Source organism: Cupriavidus sp. P-10, assembly GCF_003402535.2.
Classification (GTDB): domain Bacteria; phylum Pseudomonadota; class Gammaproteobacteria; order Burkholderiales; family Burkholderiaceae; genus Cupriavidus.
Genome location: NZ_AP025170.1, coordinates 386,329 through 402,943 on the forward strand (window position 1 = coordinate 386,329; position 16,615 = coordinate 402,943).

At 68.4% G+C, this 16,615-nt stretch carries 14 protein-coding genes; 7 read left to right on the forward strand and 7 right to left on the reverse strand.

What is annotated here, in order from left to right; translation table 11 throughout:
* Position 1 precedes the first annotated feature (1 nt).
* The 5 genes from CTP10_RS01825 to CTP10_RS01845 are packed head-to-tail and all read left to right on the forward strand — an operon-like array spanning position 2 to position 6,091.
* Positions 2 to 499 carry a GspH/FimT family pseudopilin gene (locus tag CTP10_RS01825; RefSeq protein WP_116317056.1) on the forward strand — a complete coding sequence of 166 codons (498 nt, stop codon included), beginning with the start codon at positions 2 to 4 and terminating at the stop codon, positions 497 to 499.
* Complete coding sequence (locus CTP10_RS01830; RefSeq protein ID WP_116317057.1) at positions 496 to 1,137, forward strand: type IV pilus modification PilV family protein; 642 nt, start codon at positions 496 to 498, stop codon at positions 1,135 to 1,137. The genes CTP10_RS01825 and CTP10_RS01830 overlap by 4 nt, the downstream gene beginning before the upstream one ends.
* Positions 1,134 to 2,180, forward strand: a complete 1,047-nt coding sequence (locus CTP10_RS01835; protein ID WP_116317058.1) for a PilW family protein — start codon at positions 1,134 to 1,136, stop codon at positions 2,178 to 2,180. Before CTP10_RS01830 ends, CTP10_RS01835 begins: the two co-directional genes overlap by 4 nt.
* A gap of 32 nt (positions 2,181 to 2,212) precedes the next feature.
* Complete coding sequence (locus CTP10_RS01840) at positions 2,213 to 2,767, forward strand: pilus assembly PilX N-terminal domain-containing protein (protein ID WP_116317059.1); 555 nt, start codon at positions 2,213 to 2,215, stop codon at positions 2,765 to 2,767.
* Between the two features lie 39 nt (positions 2,768 to 2,806).
* Positions 2,807 to 6,091, forward strand: a complete 3,285-nt coding sequence (locus CTP10_RS01845; RefSeq protein ID WP_116317060.1) for a pilus assembly protein — start codon at positions 2,807 to 2,809, stop codon at positions 6,089 to 6,091.
* A 23-nt stretch (positions 6,092 to 6,114) separates the two neighbouring features.
* On the opposite strand, the gene CTP10_RS01850 is transcribed toward CTP10_RS01845, so the two are convergent.
* From CTP10_RS01850 to CTP10_RS01870, 5 genes are read right to left on the reverse strand one after another with little or no spacing between them, the layout of a single operon-like run.
* Positions 6,115 to 7,611 carry an efflux transporter outer membrane subunit gene (locus CTP10_RS01850; protein WP_116317061.1) on the reverse strand — a complete coding sequence of 499 codons (1,497 nt, stop codon included), beginning with the start codon at positions 7,609 to 7,611 and terminating at the stop codon, positions 6,115 to 6,117.
* Between the two features lie 12 nt (positions 7,612 to 7,623).
* A complete protein-coding gene (locus CTP10_RS01855) occupies positions 7,624 to 8,802 on the reverse strand; it encodes an ABC transporter permease (RefSeq protein ID WP_116317062.1) in 1,179 nt (392 codons plus the stop codon).
* On the reverse strand, positions 8,799 to 9,785 hold the full coding sequence (locus CTP10_RS01860) for an ABC transporter ATP-binding protein (RefSeq protein WP_116317063.1): 987 nt from the start codon (positions 9,783 to 9,785) through the stop codon (positions 8,799 to 8,801). Before CTP10_RS01860 ends, CTP10_RS01855 begins: the two co-directional genes overlap by 4 nt.
* Positions 9,782 to 10,768 carry an HlyD family secretion protein gene (locus tag CTP10_RS01865; RefSeq protein WP_116317064.1) on the reverse strand — a complete coding sequence of 329 codons (987 nt, stop codon included), beginning with the start codon at positions 10,766 to 10,768 and terminating at the stop codon, positions 9,782 to 9,784. The genes CTP10_RS01860 and CTP10_RS01865 overlap by 4 nt, the downstream gene beginning before the upstream one ends.
* Positions 10,765 to 11,508 (reverse strand): TetR/AcrR family transcriptional regulator, encoded by a 744-nt coding sequence (locus CTP10_RS01870; RefSeq protein ID WP_116317065.1) that lies wholly within the window; start codon positions 11,506 to 11,508, stop codon positions 10,765 to 10,767. The genes CTP10_RS01865 and CTP10_RS01870 overlap by 4 nt, the downstream gene beginning before the upstream one ends.
* 176 nt (positions 11,509 to 11,684) lie before the next feature.
* Between CTP10_RS01870 and CTP10_RS01875 the strand changes: the two genes are divergently transcribed.
* Entirely contained in the window at positions 11,685 to 13,061 is a 1,377-nt protein-coding gene (locus CTP10_RS01875; RefSeq protein WP_116317066.1) for a carbohydrate porin, read from the forward strand.
* Positions 13,062 to 13,090: 29 nt separating this feature from the next.
* Here the strand turns inward: CTP10_RS01875 and queF are convergent, their stop codons facing one another.
* Both queF and ilvA read right to left on the reverse strand, forming a co-directional pair.
* Positions 13,091 to 13,924: an NADPH-dependent 7-cyano-7-deazaguanine reductase QueF gene (gene queF, locus CTP10_RS01880; RefSeq protein WP_116317067.1), complete on the reverse strand. Its 834-nt coding sequence runs from the start codon at positions 13,922 to 13,924 to the stop codon at positions 13,091 to 13,093.
* Positions 13,925 to 13,945: 21 nt separating this feature from the next.
* On the reverse strand, positions 13,946 to 15,484 hold the full coding sequence (gene ilvA / locus CTP10_RS01885; protein ID WP_116317068.1) for a threonine ammonia-lyase, biosynthetic: 1,539 nt from the start codon (positions 15,482 to 15,484) through the stop codon (positions 13,946 to 13,948).
* A 300-nt stretch (positions 15,485 to 15,784) separates the two neighbouring features.
* Here ilvA and otsB point away from each other — a divergent pair, with 300 nt between their 5' ends.
* Positions 15,785 to 16,612 carry a trehalose-phosphatase gene (gene otsB, locus CTP10_RS01890; protein ID WP_116317069.1) on the forward strand — a complete coding sequence of 276 codons (828 nt, stop codon included), beginning with the start codon at positions 15,785 to 15,787 and terminating at the stop codon, positions 16,610 to 16,612.
* Positions 16,613 to 16,615: the final 3 nt, after the last annotated feature.

Sequence of the window (16,615 nt, forward strand, 5' to 3'; positions counted from 1 at the left end):
CATGGCAGCCACCTACCGGCTTCACCATCGCCACCGGCAGCCTCGGGCGCTGCGTGGCTTCACCCTGGTCGAACTGATGTGCACGCTGGCCGTGCTGGCGATCCTCGCGTTCGCTGCCGCGCCCTCGTTTGCCTCGCTGATGGCAGGGCAGCGCGTGCGCAGCGCCTCGCTCGACCTGAGTTCGGCGCTGCTGCTGGCGCGCAGCGAGGCAGTCAAGCGCAACGCCACCGTGACGCTGGGGCCCACCGGCGCGGCCTGGACCGCGGGCTGGGCCGTCAGCGCCGGCGCGCAGACGGTGCGCACCTTCGGGCCGTACGGCGGCCTCACCATCACCCCCAGCGCTGCCGGCGCGGTGGCGCTCGGCAACGACGGCCGGCTCACCGGCGCGGCCATGCGCTTCGAGCTCGCGCCCGCCAACGATACGGCGGCCGCGCTGCGCGTGTGCGTGCAGGTCAGCGAGACCGGCCGCGTTGCCTCCGACACGGGAGCCTGTTCATGACCCGCATCCCTGATCGCGCCGCCCGCCGCCACGGGCAACGACGGGCGCGCCTGCCGCGCCGCGCAGCGCAACGCGGCCTGCTGCTGATCGAAGTGCTGGTGGCGGTGGTGATCCTGCTGGTCGCGCTGCTGGGCACGGCCGGGCTGGTGGCACGCTCGGGCCAGAACGAGATGGAGTCCTACCAGCGCGTGCAGGCGATGGCGCTGCTGCAGGACATGGCCGCGCGCATCAATGCCAACCGCCAGGTGGCACAGTGCTATGCCGATGGCGCCAACGGCGTGCGCCTGGGCACCGGCAGCGCCGCGCCGGCGGCCTGCGCGCTGGGAACGGCCGCGCAGAACGCCACCGCCAATGGCGACCTGCAGGCGTGGAACACCGCGCTGCTGGGCAGTGCCGAAATGACTGCCGCGGCCAGCGGCGTGGCGGCGCGGGCGGTCGGCGCCATGATCGGTGCGCGCGGTTGCATCGACACGGTCGACGCGGCTGCCAACGTCTACCGCATCACCGTCGCCTGGCAGGGCCTGGCCGCCACCGGCGCCCCCGCGCTTGGCTGCGGCCAGAACCAGTACGGCGGCGAGGCCTACCGCCGTGCGGTCAGCACGCAGATCCGCATCGGCTCGCTGGGGACCGTGTCATGAAACGCCTGCCTCCGCGTATCGCACAACGCCGGCTGCGCCAGCGCGGCGTGTCGCTGGTCGAGCTGATGATCGGCATCACCATCGGACTGCTGATGCTGACCGCGCTGGCCAGCCTGTACTACGCCAACAGCCTGTCGCGCACTGAGTTCGTCAAATCGGCCGAGCAGGTGGAGAACGGCCGCTATGCGCTGGAGCAGATCCGGCGCGAAGTGGAACTGGCCGGCTTCTACGGCGTCGGCAACATCGGCCGTGCCATGAAGGCCGCGGCGCCGGCGCTGTGCGCCACCGATGCCGGCACGCTGGGCTTCTCCGCCACCGGCGAAACCGTGCCGCTGGCGTTGGCCGGCTACGGCCCCGGCGTGGCGGCGGCATGCCTGCCCGACCTGCTGCCGACTTCGGAAGTGCTGGTGGTGCGGCGCGTCTCGACCACGCCGGTCGCCGCGCCGGCCGCCGGCGTGCCTTACCTGCAGGTGTCCGCGTGCTCGCAGGACACCGTGCCGTTCGCATTCGATGCCAGCGCCGCCGCCGCCTTCCCGTTGCGCACCAAGCTGTGCGACCCGAACCAGCCTGCCGAGCTGAGGCAGGCCGTGGTGCGCATCTTCTACCTGGCCGGCTGCGACCGCTGCGGCAACGGCGGCGACGGCATCCCCACGCTGAAGATGGCCGAACTGGCCGGCGGCGCGTTCCAGGCGCGCTCGATCGCGCAGGGCGTGCAGGACATGCATGTGGAATACGGCGTCGACTTGGATGGCAACGGCTCGGCCGACTGCTATGTGGCGGACCCGACCGCGAACAACAGCGCCGCCTGCCCCGGCGTGCCCGGCTATGACTGGGGCGTTGCGCTTAACAACCAGGCCAATGTCACCACGGTGCGCGTGAACGTGCTGGCGCGCACGCTGAAGCCTTCGGCTGGACAGACTGATACGCGCAGCTATGACCTGGGCCGCGGCGTCGCCAGCGGCCCCTTCAACGATGGCTACAAGCGCCATGTCTACGCCCAGGTAGCGCGGATGGTCAACGTAGCCGGCACGCGCGAGCAATAACCCGATCCGCAGGTAACCGCAAAGAGCATGCAATGACGAAGTCCCCAGGCAAGCTGCGCCGCCGGCAGACCGGGGTCACGCTGGTCGTGACCCTGGTGTTCATGGTGCTGTTCCTGCTGATCGCGGTGGCCATGGTCAATTCCGGCCTGGTCAACGTCAAGGTCGCGGCCAACCAGCAGCACACCGCCGAGGCGCGCGACGTGGCGCAGCAGGCGATCGAGCAGGTGATCTCCGATGACTTCACCAAGGCGCCGGCGGCGGTGGAGGTGCCCGTCGACGTCAGCGGCGACGGCAAGCCAGATTACGTGGCACAGGTGGCGGCGCCCACCTGCGTCACCAGCAAGCCGGTGGTCAAGGTGATCGACCCGGAAACGCATCCCGAGGACGCGGAATGCACGCTGGGCAGCGCCACCGCCAACGGCAACCTCGTGATCGGCGCCTCCGGCGCGGGCGCGGTCAGCTCGCTGTGCAACGACACGCAATGGGACGTGGCGGCGACCGTCAACGATGCCGCCGGTACCGGCACGGTGATGACCGTGCACCAGGGCGTGGCGGTACGCACGCTGTATGGCTCCACGTGCCCGTGACGCGGCGGGCGAGAATCAGCTCCTGAAAGGAAAAACCGCATGCTCCTGTCCGCACGCCGCCCACGCATGTCTCGCGCTTTCGCTGCCTGTGCCGCCGCGCTGTCGCTGGTTGCGGCCATGCCTGCAGCCCACGCCGAAGACATCGACCTGTTCACCGGACTTCAGTCCAACGCCGGTACGCGGCCCAACGTGCTGCTGATCCTCGACAATGCGTCGGCATGGAATGCCAATGCGGCGTTCACGTGCGGGATAGACGGCGTGGTCGGCAGCAACAACCTCAACAACAACGTCGGCGCCGAGCAGTGCGCGCTGTACAAGGCCATTTCGGACCTGATCAAGGACGACAACACCAAGGGCAAGATCAACCTTGGGCTGATGATGTTCGGGCATGGCACCAACACCGGCGGGCAGTTCCGCTTTCCTGGTGTGACGCCCCCGACCGCGCCGCCGGGGCTGACGCTGATGGACGCACAGGGCGGCACTGCCTTCCTGAACTACATCACCACCATCGATCGCATCGCGGACAACGCCAACAACTCGCAGGTCGGCGGCGGCATGCAGGAGGCCTGGGCCTTTTTCTCTGGCAAGACCGGGTTGTCAGGGACGAAGTACACCTCGCCGATCACCAACCCGTGCCAGCGCAACTTCATCATCTACATCGCCAACGCGCTTAACAACGGCAAGCCGCAGGACACCGGCCAGGACGCCTACAACAAGTTGCGCGAGGCGGGCGCCAGCGCCGCGCAGCTGGTGCCGCTGGGGCTGCCCAAGGGCAACAACATCGACAACTGGGGCGACGAATGGGCGCGCTTCCTGTATGAGATGGACCTGAATGCCGCCAACAACGCCAACACGGATACGCCGACGCGGCAGAACGTCATCACCTACACCATCGCGGTGACCGACGGCAGCAAGCAAAGCCTGGACTACCGAGACTTTGCCGCCAGCATGGGCAAGGCGGGCGGCGGCGGCAACTACCTGGTCAAGTCCGGCGATGCCGATGCGCTGTCCAATGCGTTGAAGGAAATCTTCAACGAGATGCAGGCGGTGAACAACGTGTTCGCCTCGGTCAGCCTGCCGGTCAGCGTGAACGGGCAGGGTTCGTACCTGAACCAGGTCTATATCGGCATGTTCCGCCCCGACGGCAAGGCGCGGCCGCGATGGGTCGGCAACCTGAAGCAGTACAAGCTCGGCTACGACAGCGCAGGCAGCCTGGTGATGCTCGACGCCGGCACGCAGGGCGCGATTGACGAACCGGAGAGGGGCGCCGTCAGCAAGGCGGGCACCGGCTTCATCTCGCCAAACGCGCGCAGCTACTGGACCGAGGATCCGCCCAAGGTGCTGGGTGGCTCGTCGGTGGTCACCGACTGGCCAGCGGACGGCTTCTGGAAGAACGCATCGGCGCTGCTGCGCAATGCCAAGGATGCGCCCGACGGCGAGATCGTGGAGAAGGGCGGTGCCGCCCAGATGCTGCGTGCCGACTACCTCACCGGCCAGACGGCACGGCGCCTGCTGACTTGCGCCAATGCGAAGTGCGGTGCGGCCACGCCGACGCTGGCGGCATTCGATACCGGCAACAAGGCGCTGACCGAAGGCAGCGGCCCGTCGCTGCTCAAGACCACCACCGCCGACGTAGCCAACATGATTGCGTGGATGCGTGGCAAGGATGTCTTCTCCAGCCTGACCGGCACCGATCCGCGCAAGGAGGCCGAGCCCGGTCCCGGCGGCAACGTCACGGTGCGCGGCTCGATCCACGGCGACGTGCTGCATTCCCGGCCGGTGGTGGTGGACTATGGCGGCACCACCGGCGTGGTGGTGTTCTACGGCGCCAACGACGGCGTGTTTCACGCCGTGAATGGCAACCGCACCACGGCCATTGCCACCACGTCCGGCATGGTGCGCCCGGGCGGTGAGTTGTGGGGCTTCGTCGCGCCGGAGTTCTACGGCAAGCTGGCACGGCTGTATAACAACGCGCCCGAGATCCAGCTGACCGGCAGCCCGGCGGCAACCGGCGACACCCAGTTCCAGCCGCGCGATTATTTCTTTGACGGCACCACCACGGTCTACCAGAACCTGGCCGCCACCACCGGCCCCAAGGTAGTGATCTACCTGACCGCACGGCGCGGCGGCCGGCTGATCTATGCGCTCGACGTGACTGATCCGGGCCAGCCGAAGTACCTGTGGAGCAAGACCAACAGCGATATCGCCGAGCTGGGGCAGACCTGGTCGCAGCCGCGCGTGATGCAGGTGCGCGGCCATACGGGCCCGGTGCTGATCATGGGCGCGGGCTACGACCCGGACGGCGAGGACCGCGATCCGGCGCTCAATGGCGATGCCACGGCAGGCAACCTGCAGGGCCGCGGCGTGATCGTGCTGGACGCTATCAAGGGCGACCCGGTGTGGGCCGCGCTGGCCGATTGCACCGGATTCGGTGGCACCTGCGTGACCGTGCCCGCGCTCAAGCGCGCGATCCCGTCCGACGTCGCGGTGGTCGACCGCAACGGCGACGGCTATGCCGACAAGGCCTATGTCGGCGACGTGGGCGGCAATGTCTGGCGCATCGACTTTGGCTCCAATACCAGCGACCTGCCGGCCCAATGGTCGATCGGCAAGCTGGCGGAGCTGGGTGGCGCGGTCAATACCAACGACGCACGCAAGTTCCTCTATCCGCCCGACGTGGTCGCCACCGGCAAGTACGATGCCGTGATGATTGCCTCGGGCGACCGCGAGAAGCCGCTGTACTCGACCAGCAATACCGCGGGCGCGGCGCAGAACGTGCGGAACCGCTTCTACATGGTCAAGGACCCCAACACCGGCAAGGGCCTGCCCGCGGAATGGACGGCGGTCAAGGAATCGACCCTGGTCGATGCGACCAGCGTGGCCTACCGCGATTCGGCGGCCGTCAACGGCTTCTACCTGGCGTTCGGGGCCGGCGAGAAGGCGGTGAACGCGCCGCTGACGGTGGCCGGCTACACCTACTTCGGCACCAATACGCCATCGCCGATCCGGGCGGGCGCATGCTACCCCGACCTCGGCATCGCGCGCGGCTACGCGGTGTCGTTCCTGAACGGGCAGGGCATCGACAACGGCCCGCGCTATGTGGTCTTCGACAACGGCGGCCTGCCGCCGTCGCCGGTGTTCGGCATGGTGTCGGTGACGCAGCCCGACGGCTCCACGCGGCTGGTGCCGGTGCTGATCGGCGGCGGCAAGCAGGGCGGCGGCGGTGGCGATGCCACTTCATCGCTGGGCGGACAGGAGGTCAAGCCCGCGAGCGTCGGCAAGCGCAAGCGCACCTACTGGTACTCGGAGGCCGACAAGAAGTAGCCGCGAGGGTTAGGCCACCATGGTCAGCGTGGCGACTTCAACGCTGCGCTGTCGCCTTCCTGCCACCACCCGCCGCCCAGCGCCTGCAGCAGCGCCGCCGAATCCGCGAGCCCGTCGGCGCGCGACTGCGCCAGGTCCAATGAAGCCTGCCGCGCCTCGCGCTCGGCATCGAGCACGGCCAGCTGGCTGACGCCGCCGAGCCGGTACTGTTCCGACACCACCGTTAGCGTGTCGCGCGCCTGGCGCGCGTTGTCGGCGCGCTCGCGCAGCGTGGCGGCGTCGGCCTCCAGCGCGCGCAGCGAATCCGCCACGTCCTGCAAGCCTTGCAGCACGGCCTGCTGGTAGGCGGCCAGCGCCTGCTCGTACGCCGCTTCTGCCGCGCGCTTGCGTGCCTGCAGTTCGCCGCCGCGGAATACCGGCTGCACCAGCCCGGCCGCCAGGCTCCACACGTTCAGGCTGCTGAACAGGTCGCGCGCGGCAATGGCCTGGCTGCCGCCGCTGGCGCTCAGCGTGATCTGCGGATACAGGTTGGCGGTGGCCACGCCGATATCGGCGCTGGCCTGGTGCAGCAGCGCTTCGGCCGCGCGGATGTCCGGGCGGCGCCGCGCCAGCGTGGCCGGCAGGCTGACCGGCAGCGTGTCGGGCAGATGCAGCGCGTCCAGCGTGAATGTCGGCAACGAGGCCGCTGCCGGGGTCTGGCCGGTGTAGACCGCGAGCTGGTGCCGCGTGGTCTCCAGCTGGCGTTGCAGGCCAGGCACCAGCGCCTGCGTCTGCGCCAGCTGCGCGCGCTGGCGCTGCACGTCGACGCGCGCGACGCCGCCGGCGCGCAGCCGTTCGTCGGCGATGCCGAGCTGGCGCCGCTGGGCTTCCGCCAGCGCCAGGGTATCGGCCAGCTGCGCGCGCAGTCCCGCCTCGCGGATCGCCGCGGTGGCGACGTTGGCGGCCAGCGCCAGCCGCGCCGCTTCCAGCTCGTAGCCCTGGTAGTCGACCGCGGCCTGCAGCCCTTCGAGTTCGCGCCGCTGGCCGCCGAACAGGTCGAGCACGTAGGACACCTGCACCGTGGCGCCGTACAGCGTAAACGGTCCCGGGCTGGGGATCGACGTAATGCCCATCGACTGGAAATTGACCTGCTGGCGCGTGGTATTGAGCTGGGCGTCGACAGCGGGCCAGCGCGTGGCGCCGGTGCGCGCGGCGAGGTTTTCCTGCGCCTCGCGCAGCCGCGCGCGCGCCTGCGCCAGCGTGGGGCTGGCGTCGAGCGCCATGCGGATGGTGGCGTCCAGTTCGGGGCTGCGGAACAGCGTCCACCATTGTGCCGGCACGTCGGCGCCGGCGGCCAGCGTCTGCGCGTGGGATTGCGGGTGGCGATCGCCGCTGTCGGCCGCCACGGTGGCAACCGGTTGCGGGCCTGGCACGTAGCCGGCGTCGTCGGTCGGCGCGGGGCTGCGGAAGTCGGGGCCGACGGCACAGCCGGCCAGCAACGCGGCCACGGCCACGGTCACAAGAGGAAGAAATCGGGTCATGGCAACAATCCTTCAGTCCAGCGTGCGGCGGTAGAAGCGCACCGCGATCATCATCACCACCACGATGAACAGCGCCATCGGCCAGACCTGTGGCCATAGCTCGGCCCAGCCGCTGCCCTTGAGCAGGATGCCGCGCACCATGCGGTTGAAATACGTCATCGGCAGGATGTTGCCGATCGCCTGCGCCCAGCCGGGCATGCCGGCGAACGGGAACATGAAGCCCGACAGCAGGATGTTGGGCAGGAAGTAGAAGAAGGTCAGCTGCATGGCCTGCAGCTGGTTCTGCGCCAGCGACGACAGCGTGATGCCCACCGTCAGGTTGGCCGCGATGAACAGCAGCGCCGCCAGGTACACCGCAGTCACCGAGCCGACGAAGGGCACGTCGAAGATCCAGCGCGCGGCCAGCAGCACGATGGTCGACTGGATCAGCCCGATGAAGATATACGGCACGATCTTGCCGGTCATCACCTCCAGCGGCCGCACCGGCGTGGCCAGCAGGTTTTCCATGGTGCCGCGCTCGCGTTCGCGCGTCATCGCCAGCCCGGTCATCATCACCATGGTCATCGACAGGATCACGCCCATCAGGCCGGGGATGATGTTGTACTGGGTCAGGCCCTCTGGGTTGTACAGGCGCTGCACCTGCACGTCGAACGGCGCCTTGCCGCCCGCCAGCGGCGCCAGCGAGCCTTTCAGGTCATGGGTGCCGACGCTGAACGGCAGCTGCGGCAGCGCGGCGATCGCCTGGCCGGTGGCCGAGGGATCGGTGGCATCGGCCTCCACCAGCAGCGCGGGGCGTTCGCCACGCAGCAGCTTGCGCGTGAAGTCGGGCGGGATGCTGAGCACGAACTGCACGTCGCCCTTCATCAGCGCCTCGCGTCCGGCAGCTTCGTCGGGCAGCGTGGCGACCACCTTGAAGTAGGTGGAGTTCTGCATGCTGGCGATAAAGGTGCGTGTGAATTCGCTCTGGTCGGCGGCGATCACCGCGGTCGGCAGGTGGCGCGGGTCGGTGTTGATGGCAAAGCCGAACAGCAGCAACTGCATGATCGGCAGGCCGACGATCATGCCAAAGGTGACGCGGTCGCGGCGCAGCTGCAGGAATTCCTTCAGCACGATGCTCCACCAGCGCTGGAGCGAAAAGCGCGTGCCGTTGGCGCGTGGCTTGCGGGGGTTCCGGATGGCGGCGGCGTTCATGTCGGCTCCTTCGCCTTGCGCGTGCCCATGTTGTCCTCGGCCCGGCTCATCATGTGGATGAACACGTCTTCCAGGCTGGTCTCGGTCTGCGTCACGCGGCGTCCCGGTCCGGCCAGGCGTTCAAGCGTGGCAGCCAGCGCCTGCGCGTCGCGGCCGGTGACGTGCAGCGCGGTGCCAAATGCCACGGTCTGCTCCACGCCGGGCGCACCCTGCAACTGCCCTGACAGCGTGGCGAGGTCGTCGCCTTCCACGCTCCACGTCGACAGATGCTGGCTGGCCACGACCTCGTCGGCGGTGCCTTGCGCCAGCGGCTTGCCGTAGGCGATATAGGCGAGCTTGTGGCAACGCTCGGCCTCGTCCATGTAGTGCGTGCTGACCAGCACCGAGATGCCGCGCGCGGCAAGCAGGTGCAACTGCTCCCAGAAGTCGCGCCGCGCCTTGGGGTCGACGCCGGCGGTGGGCTCGTCCAGCAGCAGCAGTTCCGGCTCGTGCAGCAGGCACGCCGCCAGCGCCAGCCGCTGCTTCCAGCCACCCGACAGCGACCCGGCGAGCTGCGCCGAGCGCGTGGCCAGGCCCAGGTCTTCCAGCGCGCGGTCGACCGCATTGCGCCGGTCCGGCATGCCGTACACGCGCGCTACGAAGTCGAGGTTCTCGCGGATCGACAGGTCGTCCCAGTACGAGAATTTCTGCGTCATGTAGCCGACGCGGCGCTTGATCTCGTCGGACTCGCTCAGGATGTCGAAGCCCAGGCAGGTGCCCTCGCCGGAATCGGGCGTCAGCAGGCCGCACATCATGCGGATCGAAGTGGTCTTGCCGCTGCCGTTGGGACCGAGGAAGCCAAAGATCTCGCCGCGCGCGACCTGCATGCTGAGGTCGTTGACCACGTGCTTGTCGCCGAAGTGCTTGTTCAGCCCGCGCACGTCGATGGCGAGTCCTTGCGCGCGGCCGTTGGCGCTGGCGCCGGTGTCAATGCTCGTGTTCATTGCCGCACCACCTCGACGGGCTGGCCGGGCCGCAGCTTGATGGCATCGGCGGCCGACGGGCGCGCTTCCACCAGGAACACCAGCTTGTTGCGGGTCTCGTTGCTGTAGATCACCGGCGGCGTGAATTCGGCTTCGTTCGCGACATAGGTGATGCTGGCCGCCACCGGCGCGGCGCAGCCGTCGCAGCGCACCTGCACCGCCTGCCCGTTGCGCAGCGCGCCGACCACGGCCTCGGGCACGTAGAAGCGCACCTTGACGTTGCCGGGCGGCAGCATGCGCACCACCGGGCTGCCGGCGGGCACCCATTCGCCGAGGCGGTAGGGCGTGTCGTAGACCAGCCCGGCCTGCGTGGCGGCCACGGTCTTGCGCGACAGCTTCCAGTCTGCCTGCGCCAGCGCGGCGCGCGCGGCGGCGACTTGCGCGGCCTGCGCCGCCTGCTGCGCATCGCGGCCCGGCAGCCGTGCCACGTCGATATCGCGCTGCAGCTCGCGCACGCGTGCCGCATCGCTGCGGGCCTGCGCGCGCGATTCGTCGAGCTGCGCCTGCGCAATGCCGCCGATCTCGAACTGGCGCTCGTCGCGACGCTGCGCGGCGGCGCTGCGTTGCGCCTGGGCCTGCGCCTGCGCCAGCTGGGCACGGCTGACGTCGACCTCGACCGGGCGCTTGCCGGTCTTCATGTCCTGCAACTGGGCTTCGGCGGCGCGCAACTGGTCCTCGGCCTGCTGGCGCGCGGCGCGTTCGTCATCGGATTCGAGCGCGAACAGCGCGGCGCCCTGCGCGACCTGCTGGCCGCGCTGCACGGAGAGCGTATCGAGGCGGCCGGCAAAGGGCGAGGCGACGCTGACGAACTCGCCTTCGATATAGCCTTGCCAGGTGTCGGTGCCGGACTTGCTGCAGCCGGCGGCCAGCAGCGCGGCGCCGAGCAGCGCAGCGATGGGGAGCGCGCGCGGCGGCGCGAGAAGGTCGGAAACAGCGGTGTTCATGAAGCGGACTCCGGGGAATGCCTGGGCGCGCGGCCCTTCTTTTTCGATGCGGGTGCAGGGGAGGCGTTGGCACCGGCAGTCGGCACGGGGCTCAGGCCGTGCGTCAGCAGTGCCGAGACATGGCGCACCAGCGCGTCGGTATCGACCGCCTCGGCACCGGGCAGCCGGCGCCAGATATGCGTGGTGGCCAGCGGCAGCAGCGTCAGGCCCACCAGCGACGGCATCACCAGTGCCGGTTCCAGCCCGCGGTTGAGCTGCCCGTTGGCGATCGCCGCGGCCAGCGGCGCCATCATGGCGCCGGCACGCTGCAGCGCGAAGCGCTTCAGCACACGCTCGCGCAGCGCGCCGTCGTCGCTGGCGACCTCGCGGATCCACAGGCCGGGAAACCAGGGCGTATCGGCCACGGCGCGGACCAGCCGGGTGGCGATGCCGACCAGCATCGCCAACGGCTCAGTGTCCTGCGGGCCGGCGGCGAAGAACTGTGCCACCAGTGGCTGCACCTTTTCCTCGATCACGGCATCGAGCAGCAGGTCGCGGTCGCTGAAGTAATAGTGGACCAGCGCGGGCGTGACGCCCGCCAGCACGGCGATGGCCTTGACCGGCGTGCCGGCGACGCCTTGCCGCGAGAACAGGTCGGTGGCGGCATCGAGGATGCGCTCGCGCTGGCCGGGCTGGCCGGCGGCAGGGCGCCCGGGCGTGCGACGCTCTGGCGGCTTCGGGGTAGCGGGTTTGCGTGGCATGGCTATGTATTGAACCGTGTCGAATCAATATTAATTTTCGAATTAATTAATTCAAGCCCGGTTACAACGTCGGCATTCCCGCACCTGGCTCGCGGTGGACATGTCATGTGCCCTTGGCTATGCTGCGTGCGCCGGGGGCGCCGCTCCCGGCACTTCGTTCGCCAGCCCCTTCTTCCATGCTGTTTGCGCCACTTGCCACCGCGTACCCGCGCGCCCGATGCAGTTTCCGCCGCGCGCTGGCCGCGCTGGCCTGCTGCGCCTGCCTGCCCGCAACGGCGCAGCAGGCGATCACTGCAGACGCTGCCGCCGACACGGAAAGCCCGTTCGCCTTCCACGGCCAGAGCACCTACATCTGGCAGCGCAAGCCGGCGTTCAACGCCGCGTATTCGGGCCCGAACAGCCTTGGCACCGAACGCGCCAAGAGCTACTCGTTCAGCGCGACGCTGGACCTGGGCCTGAAGCTGTGGCGGGGTGCGGAATTCCACTTCAACCCGGAAGCCACGCAAGGCGTGCCGTTCTCGGGCCTGCATGGCCTGGGCGGGCTGTCCAACGGCGAACTGGGCAAGGCGGCCAGCACCAACCCCGTCTTCTACCGCGCCCGCGCCTTCGTGCGGCAGACGTGGGGCATGGGCGGCGGCAGCGAAACGCTGGAGGCCGATTTCAACCAGTTCGCGCGCACTGTCGACCGCCAGCGCGTGGTGCTGACCGCGGGCAACTTCGGCGTGCTCGATGTATTCGACCAGAATGAATTCGGCTCGGACCCGCGCACGCAATTCATGAACTGGTCGTTCATGACGCATGGCGCGTTCGACTATCCGGCCGATGCGCGCGGCTATACCTGGGGCGTGTCGCTGGAGTACATCGGCGACGGCTGGTCGGCGCGCATCGGACGCTTCCTGCAGCCGCTGGAATCGAACGGGCTGGAGCTCGACACGCGCATGTTCGAGCACTATGGCGACATCATCGAACTGGAGAAGCGCTACCAGCTCGCGGGCCGCCCCGGCACCGCGCGGCTGCTGCTGTTCCGCAACAAGGCGCGCATGGGCGCGTTCAGCGATGCGATCCAGTTCGGCATCGCCAACAACACCACGCCGGACCTGGCCAACGTGCGGCGCGAGCATGCCAAAACCGGCGTCGGCGTGACGCTGCTGCAGGAGGTGACGGATTCGCTGGGAGTGTTCGCGCGCGCGAGCCTGTCGGACGACAAGACCGAGACCTATGCCTTTACCGAGATCGGCAGGCAGGTGTCAGCGGGCGGCGTGCTGAAGGGGGAGGCGTGGGGACGTGCCCGCGATGCACTGGGCGTGGCCGTGGCGATCAATATGCTGGGCGGCCAGCATCGCAACTATCTTGCCGCGGGCGGGCAGGGCGCGTTTCTTGGCGATGGCGCATTGCGCTACGGGCCCGAGCAGATCCTGGAGATCTACTACAGCTTCCAGCCGGTGAAGTACCTGAGCATCAGCCCGGACTTCCAGTTCGTGCGCAATCCCGGCTACAACCGGGATCGCGGGCCGGTGAAGTTTTACGGGGTGAGGTTTCACGGGGAGTTCTGACTCCACGTCGTGCGCTTATTGCTGCGCGCTCATTGCCGCGCGTTGCGCTTGTTATCCGGCCAGGCCGTATTGAAGTTGGTCCGGAACGGATTGATATCCAGCCCCCCGCGCCGCGTATAGCGCGCATACACCGCCAGCTTGACCGGCTTGCATTGCCGCAGCACGTCCATGAAGATCCGCTCGACGCATTGCTCGTGGAACTCGTTATGGTTGCGGAACGAGATCAGGTACTTGAGCAGCGCTTCCTGGTTGATCGGCGCGCCCACGTAGCGGATCTGCACGCTGCCCCAGTCGGGCTGGCCCGTGACCAGGCAGTTGGACTTGAGCAGGTGCGACACCAGCGTTTCCTCCACCGGCGTTTCGTCCTGGTCGGCGAACAGCAGTTCGGGCGCGGGCTCATAACGGTCGACCTCGATGTCGAGCCGGTCCAGCAGCAGGCCGTCAAGCTCGCCCATCTGCTGCTTGCCGAGATCTGACTCGGTGACCAGCCGCACCTGCACCGTGCCGCCGGTGGCTTCGGACAGGTCGTGGTGCAGCAGCTGCTGCAGCGCCTCGGGCGATGCAATCTTCGTCTGGTTGAACGAGTTCAGGTACAGCTTGAACGACTTGGACTCGATGATATTGGGCGTGTCCGACGGGATGATGAAGGTGGCCAGCGCGACCTGCGGCTTGCCCCTCAGGTTCAGCCATGACAGCTCGTACGCGTTCCAGATGTCGACGCCGAAGAACGGCACCGGCCTGCCTTCGGGCAAGCCGATCTCGGTGCGCTTGGGCTGGCGCGGGATCGGGAACAGCAGCGAGGCGTCGTATTCGGTCTTGTAGGCCGAGGGCTTGCCCAGCGGCGAATGTTCGGGGAGGCTCATGGGGCGCTCAGCAGGGATCGTTCAGGACAAAAACAGCTTGTACACCGGGTTGTCCGTTTCGTCCCAGTGTACGTAGCCCAGCGTCGAAAGGAACGCTCGGAAGGCGCGCTTTTCGTTCTTCGGCACCTGGATGCCGACCAGGATGTTGGAAGTGTCCGCCCCCTGGTTGCGGTAGTGGAACAGGCTGATGTTCCAGTTCGGGCTCATGCTCGACAGGAACCGCATCAGCGCGCCCGGGCGCTCCGGGAACTCGAAGCGGTACAGCAACTCGTCATGCGCCAGCGCCGAGCGGCCGCCCACCATGTAGCGGATATGCTGCTTGGCCAGTTCGTCGTTGGACAGGTCGAGCGTGTCGAAGCCGTGCTTGCGGAAGCTGGCGGCGATCTTGTCGTTCTCGGCGCGGCTGGCGATCTGCACGCCGACAAAGATATGCGCCATGCTGGTGTCCGCGATGCGGTAGTTGAACTCGGTCACGCTGCGGGTGCCGACCAGTTCGCAGAAGCGCTTGAAGCTGCCGCGCTCCTCGGGGATGGTCACGGCAAACACGCCTTCGCGCGCCTCGCCCACCTCGGCGCGCTCGGCGACGAAGCGCAGGCGGTCGAAGTTCATGTTGGCGCCGCACGCGATCGCGACCAGATGCTGGCCCTTGAGCTTCTCGCGCTCGGCATACGCCTTCAGGCCCGCCACCGCGAGCGCGCCGGCCGGTTCCAGGATGCTGCGCGTGTCCTGGAACACGTCTTTCACGCCGGCGCAGATGGCATCGGTGTCGACCAGGATGATGTCATCGACCAGCTCGCGCGTGATGCGGAAGGTTTCCTTGCCGACCAGCTTGACCGCGGTGCCGTCCGAGAACAGCCCCACTTCCTTCAGCTCGATGCGCTTGCCGGCGTCGACCGAGCGCTTCATCGCATCCGAGTCCACGGTCTGCACGCCGATCACCTTGATCTCCGGACGCACCGCCTTGATGTACGAGGCAACGCCCGAGATCAGCCCGCCGCCGCCGATGGCGACGAATACGGCATGGATCGGGCCGGGGTGCTGGCGCAGGATTTCCATGGCGATGGTGCCCTGGCCCGCGATCACCTCGGGATCGTCGAACGGGTGGATGAAGGTCAGCTTGTGCTTCTTCTCCAACTCGGCGGCGTGGTGGTAGGCATCGCTGTAGGACTCGCCGTGCAGCTCGACCTGGACCCACTGGCCGCCGCGCTCGCGCACCGCGTCGATCTTTACCTGCGGCGTGGTCACCGGCATCGCGATGATGGCCTTGCACTGCAGCCGCGCCGCGGACAGTGCCACGCCCTGGGCATGGTTGCCGGCCGACGCGGCGACCACGCCGCGCTTGAGTTCCTCCGCCGACAGCGACGCCATCTTGTTGTACGCGCCGCGCAGCTTGAACGAGAACACGGGCTGCGTGTCCTCGCGCTTGAACCAGACCGAATTGCCGGTGCGCGCCGATAGCTGGTGCGCGTAGGTGAGTTCGGTTTCCTGCGCCACGTCGTAGACCTTGGCGGTCAGGATCTTCTTCAAATAGTCGGGGCGGGCGGCGGACGAGCGGGTCATGGTGTCAGGGCAGGGCCGCGGGGGCGGCGCAAAAAAAGCCGGAAATTCTGGCGGAAACCGCCAATGATAAAGGATGGCGGCGCCGCGCACCCTACCCGGGCGGCCCTTCCGCCGCCCTCGGCACGACGCGCGGGACGGCGCAAGGGCGTGGAGAGAGTGGCCTGGCGTGCACTCGCGGTGGGGTATGGGGCGGATGCCTGCGGCTGGCCCCGGACTTGCGTCGGTCGCGAATTGCGCTGCCGCCATGTAGGACGGCGCCCGGTGGACGCCGGTCAAAACGACGTGTTACGGTGTAACGCGATGCCTCAGCTACCGCTTATCGAACCCAATACCGCCCTGTTTCTCGACTTTGACGGCACGCTGGCCGATCTTGCGCCGCGGCCCGAACTGGTACAGGTAGAACCTGAACTGGTCGGCACGCTGCGCACGCTGTACCAGCGGCTGGATGGCGCGCTCGCCGTCATCTCCGGCAGGCCGATCGTCGAGCTGGACCACTTCCTGCAGCCGTTGCAGCTGCCGGCGGCCGGCGTGCACGGCGCCGAATTCCGCACCGACGGCGGCATGGTGTCCAAGACACCCGCGCCCGGCCTCGAACCCCTGATCCCACACCTTGAAGCGCTGGTGCACGCCTATCCGGCGTTGCGGCTGGAGCGCAAGTCCGTTGCCGTTGCCATCCACTACCGCCAGGCGCCCGAGCTGGCCGGCCTGGTCGATGCCGCGGTCACTGACGTATTGCGCCACGCGGTCGGGCTGGAAGCACTGCCCGGCAAGATGGTGGTCGAGATCAAGCCCGCCGGCGTCGACAAGGGCGACGCCATCGCCGCCTTCATGAAGTCGGCGCCGTTCTGCGACCGCACGCCGCTCTTTGCCGGCGACGACATGACCGACGAGCCCGGCTTTGCCGCCGTGCGCAAGCTCGGCGGGCTGGGCGTGCTGGTGGGCCGGCGCGAGACCGTGGCCGGCGTCTGCGTGGAGGGGCCCGCCGCGCTGCGCAGCTGGCTGCACCGTTCCGCGCGGGCGCTGGACCAATCCGCGCGCGCCGCCGGCCATGCCGGCGCCGTGCCGCACGAGGCCGAGCCAGGCCACGAGGGCGCACCGCGCCACATCCCGCATCCAACAGCATCCTGAGGG

Excerpts from the sequence above, each read along its gene's own strand:
- CTP10_RS01825 (WP_116317056.1), top strand. The coding sequence starts at position 2 with ATGGCAGCCACCTACCGGCTTCACCATCGCCACCGGCAGCCTCGGGCG.
- CTP10_RS01830 (WP_116317057.1), top strand. The coding sequence starts at position 496 with ATGACCCGCATCCCTGATCGCGCCGCCCGCCGCCACGGGCAACGACGG.
- CTP10_RS01835 (WP_116317058.1), top strand. The coding sequence starts at position 1,134 with ATGAAACGCCTGCCTCCGCGTATCGCACAACGCCGGCTGCGCCAGCGC.
- CTP10_RS01840 (WP_116317059.1), top strand. The coding sequence starts at position 2,213 with ATGACGAAGTCCCCAGGCAAGCTGCGCCGCCGGCAGACCGGGGTCACG.
- CTP10_RS01845 (WP_116317060.1), top strand. The coding sequence starts at position 2,807 with ATGCTCCTGTCCGCACGCCGCCCACGCATGTCTCGCGCTTTCGCTGCC.
- CTP10_RS01850 (WP_116317061.1), bottom strand. The coding sequence starts at position 7,611 with ATGACCCGATTTCTTCCTCTTGTGACCGTGGCCGTGGCCGCGTTGCTG.
- CTP10_RS01855 (WP_116317062.1), bottom strand. The coding sequence starts at position 8,802 with ATGAACGCCGCCGCCATCCGGAACCCCCGCAAGCCACGCGCCAACGGC.
- CTP10_RS01860 (WP_116317063.1), bottom strand. The coding sequence starts at position 9,785 with ATGAACACGAGCATTGACACCGGCGCCAGCGCCAACGGCCGCGCGCAA.
- CTP10_RS01865 (WP_116317064.1), bottom strand. The coding sequence starts at position 10,768 with ATGAACACCGCTGTTTCCGACCTTCTCGCGCCGCCGCGCGCGCTCCCC.
- CTP10_RS01870 (WP_116317065.1), bottom strand. The coding sequence starts at position 11,508 with ATGCCACGCAAACCCGCTACCCCGAAGCCGCCAGAGCGTCGCACGCCC.
- CTP10_RS01875 (WP_116317066.1), top strand. The coding sequence starts at position 11,685 with ATGCTGTTTGCGCCACTTGCCACCGCGTACCCGCGCGCCCGATGCAGT.
- queF (WP_116317067.1), bottom strand. The coding sequence starts at position 13,924 with ATGAGCCTCCCCGAACATTCGCCGCTGGGCAAGCCCTCGGCCTACAAG.
- ilvA (WP_116317068.1), bottom strand. The coding sequence starts at position 15,484 with ATGACCCGCTCGTCCGCCGCCCGCCCCGACTATTTGAAGAAGATCCTG.
- otsB (WP_116317069.1), top strand. The coding sequence starts at position 15,785 with ATGCCTCAGCTACCGCTTATCGAACCCAATACCGCCCTGTTTCTCGAC.